General features: G+C 36.4%; 17 protein-coding genes, 1 tRNA gene and 1 pseudogene. 6 read left to right on the top strand and 13 right to left on the bottom strand.

Features of this window, described 5'->3' with window-relative positions:
* Window positions 1-12: 12 nt before the first annotated feature.
* The 6 genes from BHF69_RS03730 to BHF69_RS13910 form a co-directional block, all read right to left on the bottom strand.
* Window positions 13-1,002, bottom strand: coding sequence for an FHA domain-containing protein (locus BHF69_RS03730; RefSeq protein ID WP_075669721.1), 990 nt, complete (start codon window positions 1,000-1,002; stop codon window positions 13-15).
* 2 nt (window positions 1,003-1,004) lie between these two features.
* On the bottom strand, window positions 1,005-1,583 hold the full coding sequence (locus BHF69_RS03725; RefSeq protein WP_075669720.1) for an FHA domain-containing protein: 579 nt from the start codon (window positions 1,581-1,583) through the stop codon (window positions 1,005-1,007).
* A 10-nt stretch (window positions 1,584-1,593) separates the two neighbouring features.
* A complete protein-coding gene (locus BHF69_RS03720) occupies window positions 1,594-2,409 on the bottom strand; it encodes a PP2C family protein-serine/threonine phosphatase (RefSeq protein WP_075669719.1) in 816 nt (271 codons plus the stop codon).
* The gene (locus BHF69_RS03715; protein WP_158022548.1) at window positions 2,402-3,637 is read right to left on the bottom strand and encodes an FHA domain-containing serine/threonine-protein kinase; all 1,236 of its coding nucleotides are present in this window, start codon (window positions 3,635-3,637) and stop codon (window positions 2,402-2,404) included. Before BHF69_RS03715 ends, BHF69_RS03720 begins: the two co-directional genes overlap by 8 nt.
* 89 nt (window positions 3,638-3,726) lie before the next feature.
* Window positions 3,727-5,382 carry an FHA domain-containing protein gene (locus BHF69_RS03710; protein ID WP_083651000.1) on the bottom strand — a complete coding sequence of 552 codons (1,656 nt, stop codon included), beginning with the start codon at window positions 5,380-5,382 and terminating at the stop codon, window positions 3,727-3,729.
* The gene (locus BHF69_RS13910; protein WP_143249471.1) at window positions 5,364-5,795 is read right to left on the bottom strand and encodes a hypothetical protein; all 432 of its coding nucleotides are present in this window, start codon (window positions 5,793-5,795) and stop codon (window positions 5,364-5,366) included. Before BHF69_RS13910 ends, BHF69_RS03710 begins: the two co-directional genes overlap by 19 nt.
* A gap of 359 nt (window positions 5,796-6,154) precedes the next feature.
* On the opposite strand from BHF69_RS13910, the gene BHF69_RS03700 reads away from it, so the two are divergent.
* Complete coding sequence (locus BHF69_RS03700; RefSeq protein WP_075669715.1) at window positions 6,155-6,487, top strand: helix-turn-helix domain-containing protein; 333 nt, start codon at window positions 6,155-6,157, stop codon at window positions 6,485-6,487.
* 341 nt (window positions 6,488-6,828) lie between these two features.
* A pseudogene (locus BHF69_RS03695) lies at window positions 6,829-7,278 on the top strand (transposase); the annotation flags it as partial.
* A 145-nt stretch (window positions 7,279-7,423) separates the two neighbouring features.
* Here BHF69_RS03695 and BHF69_RS14535 read toward each other — a convergent pair.
* From BHF69_RS14535 to BHF69_RS03675, 4 genes are all read right to left on the bottom strand, one after another.
* On the bottom strand, window positions 7,424-7,849 hold the full coding sequence (locus BHF69_RS14535; protein ID WP_278276964.1) for an Mbeg1-like protein: 426 nt from the start codon (window positions 7,847-7,849) through the stop codon (window positions 7,424-7,426).
* Entirely contained in the window at window positions 7,813-8,328 is a 516-nt protein-coding gene (locus tag BHF69_RS14530) for an Mbeg1-like protein (protein ID WP_075669712.1), read from the bottom strand. Before BHF69_RS14530 ends, BHF69_RS14535 begins: the two co-directional genes overlap by 37 nt.
* A gap of 102 nt (window positions 8,329-8,430) precedes the next feature.
* Window positions 8,431-8,940, bottom strand: a complete 510-nt coding sequence (locus tag BHF69_RS03680) for a flavodoxin family protein (protein WP_075669711.1) — start codon at window positions 8,938-8,940, stop codon at window positions 8,431-8,433.
* A 230-nt stretch (window positions 8,941-9,170) separates the two neighbouring features.
* Window positions 9,171-9,255, bottom strand: a tRNA-Leu gene (locus tag BHF69_RS03675).
* 215 nt (window positions 9,256-9,470) lie between these two features.
* Between BHF69_RS03675 and BHF69_RS03670 the strand changes: the two genes are divergently transcribed.
* The 4 genes from BHF69_RS03670 (at window position 9,471) to BHF69_RS03655 (ending at window position 14,051) form a co-directional block, all read left to right on the top strand.
* Window positions 9,471-10,142 (top strand): response regulator transcription factor, encoded by a 672-nt coding sequence (locus BHF69_RS03670; protein ID WP_075669710.1) that lies wholly within the window; start codon window positions 9,471-9,473, stop codon window positions 10,140-10,142.
* A gap of 108 nt (window positions 10,143-10,250) precedes the next feature.
* The gene (locus BHF69_RS03665; RefSeq protein ID WP_242946103.1) at window positions 10,251-11,162 is read left to right on the top strand and encodes a sensor histidine kinase; all 912 of its coding nucleotides are present in this window, start codon (window positions 10,251-10,253) and stop codon (window positions 11,160-11,162) included.
* Between the two features lie 122 nt (window positions 11,163-11,284).
* Window positions 11,285-12,052 (top strand): ABC transporter ATP-binding protein, encoded by a 768-nt coding sequence (locus tag BHF69_RS03660; RefSeq protein ID WP_075669709.1) that lies wholly within the window; start codon window positions 11,285-11,287, stop codon window positions 12,050-12,052.
* Window positions 12,045-14,051, top strand: a complete 2,007-nt coding sequence (locus BHF69_RS03655) for an FtsX-like permease family protein (protein ID WP_075669708.1) — start codon at window positions 12,045-12,047, stop codon at window positions 14,049-14,051. The genes BHF69_RS03660 and BHF69_RS03655 overlap by 8 nt, the downstream gene beginning before the upstream one ends.
* 57 nt (window positions 14,052-14,108) lie before the next feature.
* Here the strand turns inward: BHF69_RS03655 and lon are convergent, their stop codons facing one another.
* The 3 genes from lon to BHF69_RS03640 form a co-directional block, all read right to left on the bottom strand.
* Window positions 14,109-16,379: an endopeptidase La gene (lon, locus tag BHF69_RS03650; RefSeq protein ID WP_075669707.1), complete on the bottom strand. Its 2,271-nt coding sequence runs from the start codon at window positions 16,377-16,379 to the stop codon at window positions 14,109-14,111.
* A 146-nt stretch (window positions 16,380-16,525) separates the two neighbouring features.
* Complete coding sequence (locus BHF69_RS03645; RefSeq protein WP_075669706.1) at window positions 16,526-17,380, bottom strand: patatin-like phospholipase family protein; 855 nt, start codon at window positions 17,378-17,380, stop codon at window positions 16,526-16,528.
* A 17-nt stretch (window positions 17,381-17,397) separates the two neighbouring features.
* Entirely contained in the window at window positions 17,398-18,165 is a 768-nt protein-coding gene (locus tag BHF69_RS03640; RefSeq protein ID WP_075669705.1) for a DeoR/GlpR family DNA-binding transcription regulator, read from the bottom strand.
* Window positions 18,166-18,338: the final 173 nt, after the last annotated feature.

Raw genomic sequence — 18,338 nt, 5'->3', positions numbered from 1 at the left:
CTCTCTTTCTTTTTAGAGTAACTGAAATTTTTCCATATAATCAGCCATTATTACAATGGTTCCTCGTTTTACAAATACTTCTTCATTTAACGGCAATCGTATTCCATTTCCGATAAATGTACCACTTTCGGAATAATCAATCATTCGATATTGAAATATCTGGTCATCAAACTGAATATTGCAATGCATTTCACCAATCATTTTATTTCGCAATATAATATTACATTTTTCAAGATTTCTTCCGATTATAATATTTTCTTCATTACTGAGTGGGAAAAAAGCACCCTCATATTCTCCAGCCAACCATTTAATTCCTATTTTTATTTTTTTTGCTAACTTTTTATCTAAATTCATCCATATGAAAACCGCTATTATCATCACCATTTGAATCATGATAAATAGAAAGCATCCGTATCCTAAAAATGGAAACTGCATTAAATTTATAAAACTCTGCATAACGGTCCTTGTTTTCATATCAGTATCTGCAAAATTATTTATCACTTCCTGATAGATAAAATCAGAATATTTAGAAATCAAAAGTATTTCACATAAAACATTAATGGCTGGAATGAATATAAAAATTTCTTTTTTCCCACTTCCATTTTTATCTTCATAAACAAACGAATAACCCATTCCAAGAATGCAACATATAACGGGAATTACAAAAATAGAAGCATATAGAAAATTATTTTTTAAAAAATAACAAAAAACTTCAACGCCAATATAGGAAACCGCTTTCGACGATGTTACATTCCTAAAACTCGTATATTTTTTCAAAAAACGATCCCATTCCTGTACATTTGATATATGAAATTGCTTCCCCACGTTTATACCAACTGTTACTTCTAATTGATTTATAAACTTATTAAATTCTATTTGTGTAAAATTCAAATATGGAGAAAATAAAATACAAAATATGGAACCCAAAAGCAATACTTGTATGATAAGTATGCAATATTTACAGTATCCGGAATACCATTTTATCAGATGAGTATTTCTCATACTCAATCCTCTTTAAAATCATCCCAACTAATATTTTCACTACAAAACGGAATAAACATTAAATTCGTTTTTCCAATGGTTAAAATATCTCTTGGGTTTAATTTTTTGGTATTTAGTACAACTTCATCATTTAAATAGAACAATTCTCTAGAGTCTCCTGCCTGTACAATAAACTCTCTTTTCTTTGGTTCGTAGGTGACTATAGCATGTTTTTCTCTAGAGACACTAATATCTTCACTCAAAACAATGTCCATGGAAAAAGATCGTCCAATAAAATTTCGTCCGGTTTTTATCTGGAATGCTTCACCATAGGAAGGTCCTTTGATACATACAAGCCATCCAACAACCGGCTGTATTTTGATATTTTCTGCTTGGAAAATTCCAACTGTAACTGGATCTTCATCCAAAGATAATGCAGAATTTACCATAGATTTATCATCATCTAAATTCTTCTCTAATACAGACGTTTCCTGTTTCAGCATAGTCGTTTCTTCTGATTCATTCATTGCTGTACAATGTGGGCAGTTTTCAAATTTATCCACATCATAAAAGTGTCCATTTTTACATTTCCTTAATTTCATTTTATTCCTCCTAAAATTCTGTATATTTCATCAAAGCAACAGAAGTGTTATCCTGACTCCCTCGCAATTGTTTCATAATACTTCCAGTTATTGCTCCAGCTTTCCATTTAAATGGAATGTTATGATTTTCCATAAATCCTCTAATTTCATTATCATTATATCTTTTATATAGTCCATCACTACAAAGAAGAATTTCATCTCCTTCCATTAACTTAATCGGTTTCTTCCCAATATCCATCAATGAGATGTTCCCCATTCCAAGATAGCTAATTAACGCTTCTGCATTTTTTTCCTCTTTATGATATTCTTCTTTTGTAATCATTCCTGTTTTTAATTGCTTATTTAAATTAAATCGATAATTATGCATTTGATTCATTAAATATAAATCATGGTTTCTAAGAAAATAAATACGACTATCTCCTACGGAAGCCCAATAGCATTCATTTCCATCTATAATCACTGTTACCAGCGTTGTTCCCATATGTATTTTCTTTTGATCACAATTCGCATAATCTGCTATCAAACGATCGATTTTTATAATTTCCTGTTCTAAAAATCCTTGTATTGAATCTATTAATTCTCTTTCATAAAAATCTTCCACTAATGTTTTTACTGCTATCTGACTTGCTATCTCTCCATTTTCTAAGCCACCAATTCCGTCACAAATAACTGCTATAGCTCCATTTTCTTCTGTTTGTGCAAAGACACAATCCTGTTGCTTTTTTCTTGTCCCAATAACACTGGCTGCTGACAGGCGAATTCGATATTTTTTTGTAACACGATATTGCACTGTTGGAATATCTCCCTGTTCTTTAAAACTATTCATACATTACTCCTGTTTCTATTTCACATATATCCCGTCCAAGTATAAAAAAATCTTTATCCTGAAGAACCGCTGTATTATTTTTCCCGATTTTTTCTATTTTTTTCCTATGCACATAAGTGCCATTGACCGAATGATCCATTAAATAAAACTGATTTGTCATTCCATCATAATATATTTCGCAATGCAATTTACTAATAGATAGATTCTTACTTGGTATTACATCCGCATAATTTGAACTTCTACCAATACCAATCATAACATTAGGAGGTATCCTCCATCTTTTTCCTTTATTGTCTCCTCCAATTATTTCAAGATACGGTATTTTCTTTTGTTTTTTTACACAAGTTCCTTCATAAAATACATTTACAAATTTCCTTACCGTCTGAATTCTTTGCTTATAATCCAATTCCAAAGCTTCATCAACAACATCAGATATTGTACTATTCACACCTAAATTCATATTTTTCAATTTAGGGTAGTTTTTTCCTTGCAATCGCAACGGTGCTTCTGGTATTCTTTTTCCAGAAACAATGTAATAATATGTACTTGCCAATGCATATACATCGGTATATGCTCCCTGTGTTCCATTACTTTCATATTGTTCAGGAGGTGCAAACCCTGGTTTATAAACAATAGAAAGAGTTTTACTTTTCATCTGGGATCTATTTTTGGCATTTCCAAAATCAATTAATTTAATTCTTCCATCTTTCAAAATAATAATATTTCCAGGACTGATGTCCCTATGGTAGATATGCGCTTTTTCATGAACAATATCTAACGCCTGTCCTACTTTATAAATAATATGGTTCGCTTCAGCAACAGAAATCTTTCCACCCAGACGGTGTACTCTTTGTGATAAATCTTCTCCTTCCAAATACTCCATAACAAAATATACTGTTCCATTCTCTCTAAAATAATCGGTAATACAGACAACCTCTGCTATATAATTTAATTCTTTTAATATAGCTGCTTCTTCTAAGAAGTCCCTTTTTCCATATTTCATTTCCATCTCTGCTTTTACGGAAACAGGCATTAATACAGAATCATCAAAACCCCTTTTCACAATCCCCTTAGGCACATATTCTTTAATGGCACATATATTATGATTCAAAAAATCGTATGCAATATAGGTAATGCCAAATCCACCTGATCCCAATACTCTTCCAACCAAATATCGATCCTGTAATTTCGTTCCCTCTAAAAGAGCTACAGGATTTTTTGTAATCATAGCTTCATCATATCCGCAATTTCTACATTTTCCATTTTCTTTTGTTTTTTGAAAGCAATTAAAACAAATCTCCATATTGTTCTCCCCATTTAAAATTTAATAATGAACACATATTCCCCAGCACTGACTCTATCATTAGGCCTTAATTTCTGTTCCTTCCATATTTCAATTCCATTAACTTTTGTTCCATTACTTTCAGACAGATTTATTAAATATAAATTTCCTTTACGATTCTCGATTGCAAAATGCTGTCTGGACATATACTCATCATCAAAATAAATATCTGATGTTTGATTTCTTCCTACAATAATACTTTGAATCAAATCCACCGTTATATCTTTTAAAAATATCATCTCTTTATATATAGACAACGTTACACGTATTTTATATTCTTTTTCACTATAAATAAAAACATGTTGATTTTTATAATCTAATTGCTTTTCCGAATAGATTTTTCTATTTGCAACTATTATTCCATGGTTCCTACGAATCACCATCCATAATATAATTCCAAAAATTCCACATACACTTATAATACTTAAAAATAATACCATATATTTTAAATATGGATTGATTCCTATCAATTTTACAGTATAACTTGGACACCTCACTTGCTCCATCGTATTGGATTTTACATTTATACATTGAATGTTATAAATCCCTGAATATATTTTTTCATCCAATGTAAGAATAGCTCTATGTTTTTCTTTTTGATAAACGGCCTCCTTTACCGCTATTCCTTTTTTATTTTTATATTGGATATCATAACTATTTATCTTATCTGCATATAATACATCTTGATTAAAAACTATCTCCAACTGGTTTTCTGTTTTTTTAGTCACCGATTTTATGCATAGTTTCTGCTTACTTTTTTGGTAGTTTTCTGGAATTACTATTACTTCTTCATTTAAACCAAATTTCTTTATTTCAACTCGTAATTTTTCTTCTTTATGAGAGACTACGTTATTTTTATTTTGAAAAGTTACGATTGTCGTCCTATCTAAATTCTTTTTTAATTTGCCAAAAGATGAAAATTTTTCGTAGGCCCCTCCTGTTTTTCTTGCAAATTCTCCCAAAGAATTTAAGTTTTGTACATTATTCTTTTCTTCCGTTTCAATTCCTTGAGCATATACTGGAATATTTTTTTTCTTTAAACATTTGAATGCTTCTTCCTTCGTAGCAACTCCTTTAGAAAAATCTTCGCCATCTGTAATCAAAACCAAAATTACTCTTTGATCCTTTGTACGATCAACCATTCCGGCTACATCCATCAACGTTTTAAACAGCACTGTATTGGCATCGTTATTTTCCAACTTTTCTATCACTTTTTTGGCATTATAGAATGCTTTTTTTTCTTTAAAAACTACTGTTCCTGTATTCCCAAACGAAATCAAAGTCCATGTTTCTGCTTTTCCTAATTGGTTCGAAAATTTTCCTAATTCTTCTTTTATCTTTATAAACTCTGAATCTGGAATAGAAGCTGAAATATCCACTAAAAAATAATACTGACAGTTGCTTTTTTCCTTATTGAATTTTTCAACATTTGACAAAGACAATACCTTTTTATCCAAATACGCCTTTATATCTGAATTCTCTACATTAGATTGCCCATGAAGATAGATATCGATTTTGGGCATATTGATAAAAACCTGTTCTATGTAACTCTCTCCCTCTCCCCAAGTTTCAACAGTGAAAAAAAAAGAAAAAAAGAGTATGCAAATAACTCTTATGATTCTATTTCCCATCGCTTCTCACCTTTGCAAAATGCAACAAACTCATATTGCTCTTCAGAAATTTCCAATATATCTCCTTCCTCCAACGATACTGTTTCATACACTGGCAAACTATTTCGATAGACTATTTCTTTACTATTTGAAAACAAATAAAATTTATTCTTCTCTTCTTCATATAAAATTACAATGTCACATCCATTTATTTCTATTGTATTTATACTATTAAAAATTCTATAATCTTTTCCTTTCAATATGCCCTTAATCCCTACTAACCATCCAGTAATATATTGTTTCTGAGTATTTTTATCGTTTTCATGAAAATCGATATGAACACCTTTTTCTAAAAGAATTCCTTTGCAATATGGACATTCTAAATATTTTTCATTTTCATAAAAATGCCCGTTTACACATCGTACAACTGCCAACTTCTTCCCCATCCTAATTATTTCTTTATTTTTTCACTAGTTAATTCTTTCTAATAATATTTATAGTATATCATTTGTTTTCTTAAATATCAATAGACTTTATTTGTTTTCCCAATTTTCACCATAAAACGATACTGATTGCTGATATACTAAGTTCAAAAAAGAGTGTCACAAGATTATCTATTTTGATAATCTTATAACACCCTCTTTAAATCTAAATATATAAGTAAACTATCCATATTTTTTTTCACTCTATAATATTTATAGTATTCTTCTCCTTTTTTAAATATTAATAGCCTGTTTCATATATTTTTTTATACTTATAGTATTGTATTATAACAATTGGAGGTATTGTTCTTATGTCAAATATTACAAAAATCATTGGCGAACGCCTTAGAGCCAAGAGGATGGAACATGGATGGAGTCAAGAATATACTGCTGAAAAAGCAGGCCTTCATCCAACTTATATTGGGCAATTAGAACGAGGGGAGAAAAATGCAACACTAGAAAGTGTTGAAAAAATATGCATTGCACTACAATATCCAATGGAACATTTGTTTGTTCACATTGTAACTACAAATTTTGAAGATCCTGTTGCCAGTGAATGTTATCAAATTATATGCCAGCAATCACTACAAGATCAAAAAAAACTACTTTTTATATTAAAAAAAATTATTGAATATAAATATTAGTTTTTCATTTCTACCATATTGAGTAGCAATACACAGGATTGAGTAGGAGGGAGTAATTAGCTCCCGTCCTCTCACAGCACCGTACGCCAGACTGTCTAAGAATTATGATATACGCTATAACAAAAATACAATATCTGGTATTATAGGTGCTTTTTTATGGCATATATTGTTGGTATAGATAGAAACTAGACAAGAATGATAACCACATCTTTGGATGAGTTAATTGATAATGATAGTTCTGCTCGTGTTATTGATGCATATGTCGAATCACTTGATTTACAGAAACTTAACTCTTGTTTTAAAGAGTTGGGGATTAATTGATGGAAAGCTGATTGCTATAGATGGAACAAGAATTGAAAGACGAAGCAATCGCCAGAATGATTATGGAACAATACAAACCGCAGAATAAAGAAGATATGCAAGATGCTATCAAAGATATTTTGGGTCCTATGTTTGAAGCTATACTGCAGGGAGAGATGGACGCACACCTTGGGTATGAATCCAATGATCACGGATATAAGACCACAGAAAATCGCCGCAACGTATATATTGATAAAAATGTCAAGACCTCTTATGGCGAAGTACAAGTCAGTGTTCCCAAGGATTGGGATGCCTCATTTAACCCACAAATCATCCCGAAAAGGACACGGGATGTCAGCGGGATCGAAGACAAGGTTCTTGCAATGTACACAAAAGGCATGAGCCAGAGGGATATTGCAGATACAATCGAGGATGTTTACGGCTTTGAGAGTTTCCATGAGACAATCTCGAAAATCACAGATCATATACTACTCCCGTTCCTTCCCAATGTAAAGCCAAGGAATTTAAAATTTCAGATTGCAAACAACCTATGATATTGTCAATATTATTTTAACCCTTAAGAAACGTGTGCCGCTAGGCGCACATATCAAAAACAGGCCAAATTTTCGCCTGTTTTTAGTTCTCCTGATATTTCTCAATATCAGTCCTCTCGCCCTGCTTCTCCTCCAGTTTCACTCGTCCAAGCATAAGATTCCATATCAATTCCGTTACGATTTCTCTCGTTTCTGGATGCAGAAATTCAATCTGTTTGATCATCACCCTCAAATTCTTAAATCCACCCTCGTAAATTTCGCTCAACATGGATGCTCCAGTGGCCGTCAAAACAGCGAAAAAGTCTTCGATTACCATTTCGTGCTGCTCTGGCGCAATTCCATCCAGACAATCATGAAAAAGAAAATGGAACCTTTTTGATTTCTTACTCAGTTCTTCTGCATATTCAAATGATGGTCCCAATACCTCCCAGGTAAATCCATTGTGCTGCAGTACCCCTTTCTGAACGCTTTTTACGACGACAGGATGTACCGAATGTTCAAAGAGCATACCCACAATTGACTCTTCCGGTATATATCGATAAAATTTAGAAAGCATTCCTGATAACCTCCTTTGGAATGCCCCCCAATCCTCAGATCATACGAACTTTCTGATCCAATCTGATTTAGATATGTAACCGCTGCTTCTCCTGCAGGCATTCCGCCTTTGGTAAGATAGAAATCTTCTTTCCACCCTGTTAAAGTATCATCTGTTCCACGAAATGCAAGATATGACGTTCCATCTCCCAGGATGATTTCCAGCATCGCAAACTGTGTCACCATCTTGTCTTCAATAATACTAATATAATTTTCCACTAGAACATCTTGAAATCGTCTGGATACCTGCCACAGCGGCCGATGCTGTCCAAATCCGATGGCATCTACTCCCTCCAACCGAACATAGGATAAACAGGACAAAATCAAATTGTCCACTTCATTAAACGGTGACTGTGCAAAGGTCAAATCCCCTCTCCACTCTACATAATCCATGATATTCCCTATACCAAACTCCTGCTTCTGTGAAATTTACAACTGATTACAAATAGTCTTCTTTATTATAGCTCTGACTAAGCCCTATTGTCATCAATTCCTTTATGCGAGACCTTCTATCTTTTCTAAAATTGCCATTGCAAAATCTTCTGCCTCTTCCAAATCCTCCTGATCCGGATGTGTTTTTCCAATCTTAAACATATGTTTTAACTCTTTCTCACGATCAGGAAGTTGTTCTATCATTTTCTTTTTCTGATCCGCCTCAACCTTTCCCTGACATAAGAACATACCCAGATAGTCTACCCCTTCCGGCATCCACACATCCAGACGCTTTTCCAAATTCGCCTTATATTGCTCGGCAGGCAGGTAACCACAGGTGGCAAATAATCCAATCCTTCCAGAAGTAATCTGATCCAATGCATTGAGTACATGAATGCTGCAAAAATAATCATGCACTCCAAAGCCAACAAAATAAACATCTGCTTTTGGTACTTCGGATGTAATATCTAGATCAATCAGCTCTTTCTCACTCGTATCCAATGTTTGATAAATACGTTCCGCAATCAATCGTGTATTACCACTTCTGGACTGATAGATGACTGCATACTTCATAAGTATCCCTCCTAATATTATTATTTCTTCATAAACAATTCATCATAGCTGTTTTTGTTAGCACTCATCTTCATTGAGTGCTAATCATTGTTAAATGATTATAACACTCGGAAGGTACTTGTCAATAGAGTTTATCTTTTTTTCAGAATTTTTTATATACTTCAAAGAATTTCTTTATATAACAAAAAACGGCTTCCAGCAACTCAAACGTTACTAAAAACCGCTTCCAATGCAGTTGATGAGAGTCGAACTCACACGCCCTTAAGCGGGCACTAGAACCTGAATCTAGCGCGTCTGCCATTCCGCCACAACTGCATATCCTTATTATTTTTACTCTCTTCAAAGCACTATGCTATAATAACATCCTTTTTTTCAAAATGCAAGTACTTTTTTAGATTTTTAAAAGATTTTTTCATTTTTTTGCCAATCTTCTTAAGCCTTTTTCCCTACTGTGGAAATTTCAGGTATTTTTTGTTATGATAAGAGCATTGAATATGATAGAATATATCGAGTAGAAACGAGGAAATAGTATGCACAAGATATTAATTATTGAAGACGACGCCTCCATCGCACAAATTTTAAAACAGCAACTGGAATCTTGGGGAAATGAAGTACACTGTGTGAAAGATTTCCAGCATGTGATCAAAGCATTTACCGATTTTGATCCTCATCTGGTATTGGTAGATATTATTCTTCCATTTTATAATGGATACTATTGGTGCAGTGAAATCCGAAAGATTTCCAATGTTCCTGTGGTATTTCTCTCTTCTGCTGACGACAATATGAACATTGTTATGGCAATGAATATGGGAGGCGATGATTTTATCTCCAAGCCGTTTGACACCAATGTGCTAACTGCAAAACTTCAGGCAATGTTAAGACGTACTTATGATATGTCTGGGAAGATTCCTGTCTTAGAACACAAAGGAGCAATCTTAAACCTAAATGACACTACATTGACTTATCAGGGACAGCGACTTGATCTGACAAGAAATGATTTTCGTATTCTGCAGACACTGATGGAACAAAAGGGAAAGGTTGTCAGCAGAGATACTCTGATGATGAAGCTTTGGGAAATCGATTCTTATGTAGAAGAAAATACACTGACCGTGAATATTACCCGACTTCGTAAGAAATTATCTTCTATTGGTCTGGATCATTTTATCCAGACTAAGATAGGAACCGGTTATATCATCGAATAGAAAGGCAGGCATACAATGCATATCTCTATCGCATCACTTTTCAAACAATATATACGGCAATATGCTTTAATGGGTATCTTCTTTCTTCTTTTTGAAGGAATTTTTGCGTTGATTCTTTATCTCTATCGCATCACACTGGAAGTCTTTGTCTACGCTTTTGTTCTTTGCCTCTTCTTCGGACTGATCATCTGTATCATCCACTTTTATCAGTACTGTCAAAAGTACCGAAAACTTTCGGAGGTAAAGGAAAACCTTCCTATTTTTCCTAACAAATTTCCAGATTCCTCCAGTCAAATAGAGCTGCTCTATCAGGAAATGCTTTGGAATCTGCAAAAAATCCGCACAGAAGAGATTACCAGCCAGCAGGCCAAAACTCAGGATATGCTCGATTATTATAGTACATGGGCACACCAGATCAAAATCCCCATCTCCGTCATGCGATTGATCCTCCAACTGGAGGATACCAAAGAACACAAAGAATTATCCAATGAATTATTTCGAATCGAACAATATGTAGAGATGGTCTTATCTTACATTCGACTGGATGAAAGTTCTTCTGACTTTATCTTTCAGGAGCATTCCTTAGATTCTATCATCCGCCAATCCATTCGAAAGTATGCTCCTTCCTTTATCCGAAAAAAACTTCGTCTTTCCTATGCCGGCACGGATCAGATTGTCTTAACCGATGAAAAATGGTTATCTTTTATTATTGAACAGCTCTTGTCCAATGCCATTAAGTATACCGACCAAGGAGAAATTAAGATCGAGGTGGACCAACATCAGGTGCTCACGATTACTGATACTGGAATTGGAATCGCTTCAGAGGACCTTCCCCGTATTTTTGAGCGTGGCTTTACCGGATACAATGGCCATTCCGAGAAAACATCTACTGGTATCGGCCTGTATCTATGCAAACGAGCAGCGGATAAATTATGCTGTTCTATACAGATTTCTTCAGTTGTTGGTAAAGGAACTACCGTATCCTTGGACCTGTATAAAAGTCCTTTGGTTCCAGAATGATCCGTCAACCATCAACACCTTACAAAAATGTCACATTGACAGTTCCCTCTGTCACATGAATCGATGTCTGCCAGTCCATTCTTTTGCTATAGTTAAGTCAAAAGAAAAGGAGGTCATATCAAATGACAATTTTAGAAGTCAATCATTTAAAAAAAATATACAGCACCCGCTTTGGCGGCAATCAGGTTCAGGCGCTTTCCAATGTTTGCTTCTCTGTAGATTCGGGAGAATACGTAGCGATCATGGGGGAATCCGGTTCTGGAAAGACCACACTTTTAAACATATTAGCTGCATTGGATCAACCTACCAGTGGAGAAGTCTTTCTGGATGGAAAAAACCTTGCTACACTCAGAGAAAAGGAACTTTCCTCCTTCCGACGGGATAACCTTGGATTTGTATTTCAGGATTTTAACCTTCTGGATAATTTTACAATTCAGGATAATATCTTCCTGCCTCTGGTCCTTTCAGGAAAAAAATACGAAGAAATGAATGCACGATTACAGCCAATCGCAAGAAAGCTTGGTATTTTCGATATTCTAAGTAAATACCCCTACGAGGTATCCGGAGGACAAAAACAGCGGGCAGCCGTAGCCAGAGCCCTGATCACTAATCCAAAGCTGATCCTGGCCGATGAGCCAACAGGTGCACTGGATTCCCGTTCTACAGATGATCTTTTACGTCTGTTTAATCAGGTGAATGCAGATGGACAGACCATTTTAATGGTAACCCATTCCACAAAAGCAGCCAGCCACGCAAGCCGCGTCTTATTTATTAAAGATGGCCAAGTATTCCACCAAATTTACCGTGGCAACAATAGCAATGAGAGCTTGTACCAGATTATTTCCGATACCCTCACATTACTTGCGACAGGTGGTGACCAGTATGAATAAAGTCTTTTATCCCAAGTTGGCAGCAGACAACATTAAAAAGAATGCAAAAACCTATATTCCATATATCGTTACCTGCATCTTTACCACCGCCATGTATTATATTATGGCATCTCTTTCCCATAATAAAGGCCTATATACTCTTGTGGGAGCAGATACCATTACCGAAACTATGAATTTAGGCTGTATCGTCGTGTCCATCTTTGCGTTCACCTTCCTGATGTATACCAACAGCTTTCTGATGAAGCAAAGAAAAAAGGAATTCGGACTTTTTAATATATTGGGAATGGAAAAACGGCATCTGTCCAGAGTAATCGGCCTGGAGACCATCTATATTCTGATCATCAGCATACTTTTTGGTCTATTCACCGGCATTTTAATGGATAAGCTGATGTATCTGATCATTTTAAGAATGATAAATCTGGATGTGTCTATGGGATTTTATATATCAAAACCGGCAATCAAACAGACACTTCTGTTATTCAGTGCCATTTTTTTGATCATATTCCTTAACTCCATCCGCCAGATCCATCTGGCCAAACCGATTGAATTGCTTCAGAGTAAAAATGCCGGAGAAAAGGAGCCCCGTGCCAAATGGATTCTTTCCATTCTCGGTCTTCTTTGTCTGGCAGGCGGATATTATATCTCTGTCACGACCACCAATCCCACAGAGGCTTTAATGTATTTCTTCGGAGCCGTTGTTCTGGTTATCATTGGCACCTATCTTCTCTTTATTGCCGGAAGCATCACTTTGTTAAAAGCACTGCATAAAAATAAAAGCTATTATTATAAAACAAGACATTTTATCAGTATTTCCAGTATGATCTACCGTATGAAGCAAAATGCTGCCGGACTGGCCAGTATCTGTATCCTGTCCACCATGGTTTTAGTCATGATTTCTTCTACCAGCTCACTAATGGTAGGATTTGAAGACATCATGCAAGAACGATACCCTTATGATATTACTGTAGAAACCAATGGAATGACGGATGAGGAAAACCAACAGCTGACAAAAGAGCTTTCCAAAGCCCTAACGCAATCTCCTCTCTCCGTGCAGGAATCCTTTTCCTATCGTTACCTCACCTTTTGTGCGTTGCGTAACGGAGATTCCTTCTCAACGGATCAAAGTGTATCCAATGGTGTTGTAGCTGACAATCTGGTAAACCTGCTCTTTGTTCCGTTGTCAGACTATAACAAAATAACAGGAAGCCATGCCACTCTGAACGATCAGGAAATTCTGATCTCTACTTATCGGGAAAAATATGACCCCGATCAGTTTCAGATTTTTGGCCGTACCTATACGATCAAACAACATACGGACACTCGTGTAAAAAACGGATTACTTGCCTCCAACATTGCAGGAAGCTACTATATCGTAGTAAAAGATATGGCGGAACTAAACTATCTGGAAGAGAAAAATCTAAAATCCTATGGAGAATACGCTTCTACCATTGCCACTTCCCGAAATTATAATGTCAAAGGAAGTAAAAATGACCAGGTAAACTTTTCCAAAGTTCTTTCCAAAGTGATGACCAATGCAACCCAAGAGGCTCAGCACAGCTATTCCTATTATACAGCTATAGCGGAACAGGAACGAAATCAGATGCTTGGAATATACGGAGGACTTTTCTTCCTGGGCATCTTCTTAGGTACTTTATTTACATTAGCCGCTATATTGATCATTTATTATAAGCAGATTTCTGAAGGATATGATGACAAAGAACGATACGAGATCATGCAGAAGGTAGGGTTGAGCCACGAAGAAGTCCGAGAATCCATCCAGTCACAGATTCTCACCGTATTCTTCCTTCCACTCATTATGGCTGGCATCCATGTTGCCTTTGCCTTTCCAGTGATCAGTCGGATTCTGCGGCTTTTAAACCTGCTAAATACGGCTCTTTATGTTAAATGCACCATCATCTGCTTTGTCGTATTCGCACTAATCTATGGAATCATCTATTCTATAACTGCAAAAGCTTATTATCAGATTGTGCGAAGATAAAAAAACACCGGACAGATTTCCAAAAGGATCTGTCTGGTGTTTTTATCTATCTATTTATTATAATACCACATTCAGTACATCTGCTGCCTTTTTCACTGGAATGATCTCTAACTTTTCTTTTACTTCCTCTGCCACATCCTCCAGATCTTCCACATTGTCTTTTGGAATAAATACTTTCGTAATGCCAGCTCGCTGTGCTGCCATCAGTTTTTCTGGAAGTCCACCAATCGGCATGACATTTCCACGCAGGGAAACTTCTCCCGTCATGGCATATTCTGGTCCAACAGCTTTGTTCTGAATCAAAGAACTTAAGGCTGTTACCAATGTGATACCTGCAGATGGTCCGTCCTTTGGAACGGCTCCTGCCGGTACATGGATATGAAGATCATGATCATCCAATATCTTTGCTTCTTTTGGAAACATTGATTTTACCAATGTAATGGCTATCTGCGCTGATTCCTTCATCACATCTCCCAACTGTCCAGTAATGATGACCTTGCCGCTTCCCTCTGTGAGCGAAGTCTCAATAAAGAGAATCTCACCACCAGCCTGTGTCCATGCCAGACCGGTTACAACGCCCGGCATCTTTTCTTCCAATATATGCTCATGCTGCAGCATCTTCCGGCCAAGAAATTCCGGAAGACGTTTTGGACTGACCGTAATACTTTTTTGCTCTCCTTTTACCAGCTTCACTGCCGCAAACCTGCATAAAGTATCCATCTGCTTTTTCAGACCACGAACCCCTGCTTCCATGGTATAGTTATCGATGATTCCACGCATGGCGTCATCGGTTACTTTTAAATTTCTCGCTTTAATACCCATCTTCTTCATGGCCTTTGGCAGAAGGTGCTTTCTTGCAATCTGGAATTTCTCCACTGCCGTATAACCAGGGAACTGAATCACCTCCATACGATTTAACAACGGTTCTGGTATGGTATCCGTTGTATTGGCCGTACAAACGAACAAAACATTGGAAAGGTCATATGGCACATTCATATAATGATCGGTAAATGTGGCATTCTGTTCTGGATCTAACACCTCTAATAGGGCACTGGCCGGATCTCCACTATAATCCTTGGATAATTTATCCACCTCATCTAACACCATAACCGGGTTGTTGGTACCACAACGCTTCATACCATCCATGATTCTTCCCGGCATAGCTCCTACATAAGTTCTTCTGTGTCCTCGGATTTCTGCTTCATCTCTCACACCACCTAAGCTGATACGAACATATTCCCGTCCCAGTGCTTTTGCGATGCTCTGTCCAATACTGGTTTTTCCAGTTCCGGGAGGTCCAACGAATAAGAGAATGGATCCAGACTGCTTCTTGTTCAATGCCATAACAGCCAGCTGCTGTATAATTCGTTCTTTTACTTTTTTTAATCCATAATGATCTTCATCCAGAATTTCTTCTGCCTTCTCTAAATCAATTTCTGGTAACACAATTGGCAGTCTCCAGGAAAGTGTCGTTACAAAATCCAGATAATCATAGAGCATACCATACTCATGACTATCCTTTCCTTCCTGCTTCATACGGTTTAATACCTTCTCTGCTTCCTTTCTCGCTTCAGGATTCATGCCAGAATCCTGAATCTTCTTTTCAAACCGCCGTACATCGGAAACATTCTCAGGGTGCATATCGTCCAACTGTCTTTGCAGGAATTCAATCTGCTTCTTTAAAGCCCCTTCCCGATAAGCTTGTTCGTTGGTTTCCTTCTGAGCATTTTCTGCCTCCTCACTGACTTTGGTCATTTCCATAAATTCATAAACTGCTGTCTCTATCATCTGGCATCGCTCAGATCTGGTCTTGGAAGCAAGAATGGCATATTTTTCTTCCCAGGATAATCCTAAATAACCGGAAAGAGCACAGACCATCTCATTCATTGTCTTCCAATGCAGAATAAATCCTCTTGCCCAGACACCCCATTGGAATCCACGGATAAACTTTAACAATTTCGATTTGATCTTTTCAAAACGAATCTTAATATCATCATCGGATATATCATCTTCTTCAGATACAATCACGGCCTCGGAGTGAATCTCCCCTTCCTCTGTAATCTCAATGTCACTGATTTTCACTCGTTCTTTGGCCCGAATTCTAATATTACCATCGTCATCGATGTGTTCGATCTGACCAGAAACTCCATAGGTATAAAAATCCTCTGCAGATAATTCTTCCCGATTTCTAGATTCCTTCAACATCATAAACAGTACTTCTTCTCCCTGCTTGATCATCTGTAAATCTATATCATCAAATAAATCTTTTTTAAAATAAAATGTGACTTCCGGCAAAATCATCATATCAAATACTGGTATTGATATCATCGTCTCATCTCCTTTTTCAGATCCATCTGTGGATCCTTCTCTGAATTTTTTGTTAGCACTCACTATTTGCGAGTGCTAAATCCTACCTAAATAATATGACGAATCTTGCGATTCGTCAATACTTTTTTGAATATTTTTCCTTGCCTCTATGCCAGCCACTGTTTTAATTCTTCCAAAGAAGCTCTGGCATCCTGAACACCGATATCATAAATACGCTGAAGCTCTTCTGGATCCTTTTCCATCCGTCCAATATCAAGTTCCACACTTGGACGGATTACAAAAATTTTTCCAGCCTTACTTAATTTCTCAATGGACGCTCTTGTTTTATTGTAGCGGATATGTCTCTCCCGAAGCGCTTTGATAAACTTCGGATATTTTCGATAAAAGATTTTGGGAAGATATGGATTCTCCGCCGTTTTTTCATAATGCTCATCTCTGGTCAAAACCACAACACTTTTCAAGAATCCCATTTCCAAAAATGCCCGCAACGGAATACTATCTGTACAGCCACCATCTAAAAGTTTCATCCCATTGGCCTCTACGGTTCTGGACACATAAGGAAGAGATGCGGATGCACGCAGAAGATCAATATCCTCTTTCACATCATTTAGCTTTATGTATTCTGCTTTTCCTGTCTCTAAATTACTGCAGGTCACGTAAAATTCCGTATCCGACTTCTCAAATGTCTCATAGTCAAAGGGATCTAACTTCTCCGGAAGCTCATGATAGCAAAATTCCTCTCCTGCAATATCCCCATACCTAACCAGATTATAAAAACTCATAAATCGCTTATCATTGCAATATTTCTTATAATAACGAAGATTTCTTCCCCGTTGCTCTGCTACATAAGAACATCCATGAATCGCTCCTGCAGAAACTCCGATAACTCCATCAAAGTGAATTCCTTCTTCCAGAAACACATCCAATACACCTGCCGTGTAAATACCTCTCATTCCTCCGCCTTCTAGCACAAGGCCTGTTTTCTTCTTATTCGTACTCATCTGTTATCCTTCTTTCATCAAATAATCTCTACCTGGTAATCCTGCAACAGAGAAATATATTTTTCTTTTGGCATTCCTTCACAAATAATTCCCTTCACCTGTTCAAAATTCCCATACACATAATTCGCATGAAAATCAAATTTCTTCGTTTCCATCACCAGATAAACCTTGCGGCTTCGCTGGATGGCGTTTTTCTTCATCATTCCATCCTCTGGATCATAGGTTGTAAGTGTATTCTCCTCCAAATCAGCTCCAACGACACCCATAAAGCACTGATCAAATCGAAATGCATCCATCATATCCATTGTCAAAGACCCAAGATAGCTATTTAATGATTTATGAAATTCTCCACCTAGCAAAATGAATCTCACATTGGTCTCTGCATCAAACAAATTGGCAATATCCAGCATGCAGCTTACGACCGTTACCTTCTTGCCACTCTGGATGATCTCCTTGGCAAGCTCCAGATTCGTAGTGGAAATATCGAGAAATATGACATCTCCATCCTCAATAAGGCCGATTGCTTTACTTGCAATCTTTCTCTTTTCTTTTGTATTGACATCCTTTCTCTTAGCCACAAAGGTACTGTGGCCTGGATGCATACTTTCTCGCAGCACTGCTCCACCATATGTCCGCTTTAGAAGCTGCCTTCCTTCCATACTGGCCAAATCCTTTCGAATACAGTCCTCTGTTACTTGAAAGCACTCACTCAATTCCTTTACTTTGACTTTTCCATTTTCGTATAACAATTGAAGAATCTTTTCATGTCTTTCCTCTACGAACATCTTCTTCCTCCGATCCTTTTCTTTCTATCTTTTTCATTTTATATTGTTTTTTCTTATTATGCAAGAATCACTTCTCCTATGTCCACCTCTTCTTTTAAAAATCGTTCCACTTTCGTATTGAAGCTTTCGCCATATAGTCCAAGAGCAGAAAAAAGGCTCTCACAAGCAAGCTT

Origin of the sequence: Anaerostipes sp. 992a (assembly GCF_001940245.1) — a bacterium.
Taxonomy (GTDB): domain Bacteria; phylum Bacillota; class Clostridia; order Lachnospirales; family Lachnospiraceae; genus Fimousia.
Note: the sequence above shows the minus strand (reverse complement) of the source record. Positions and strands in the feature narration are given on the sequence as shown.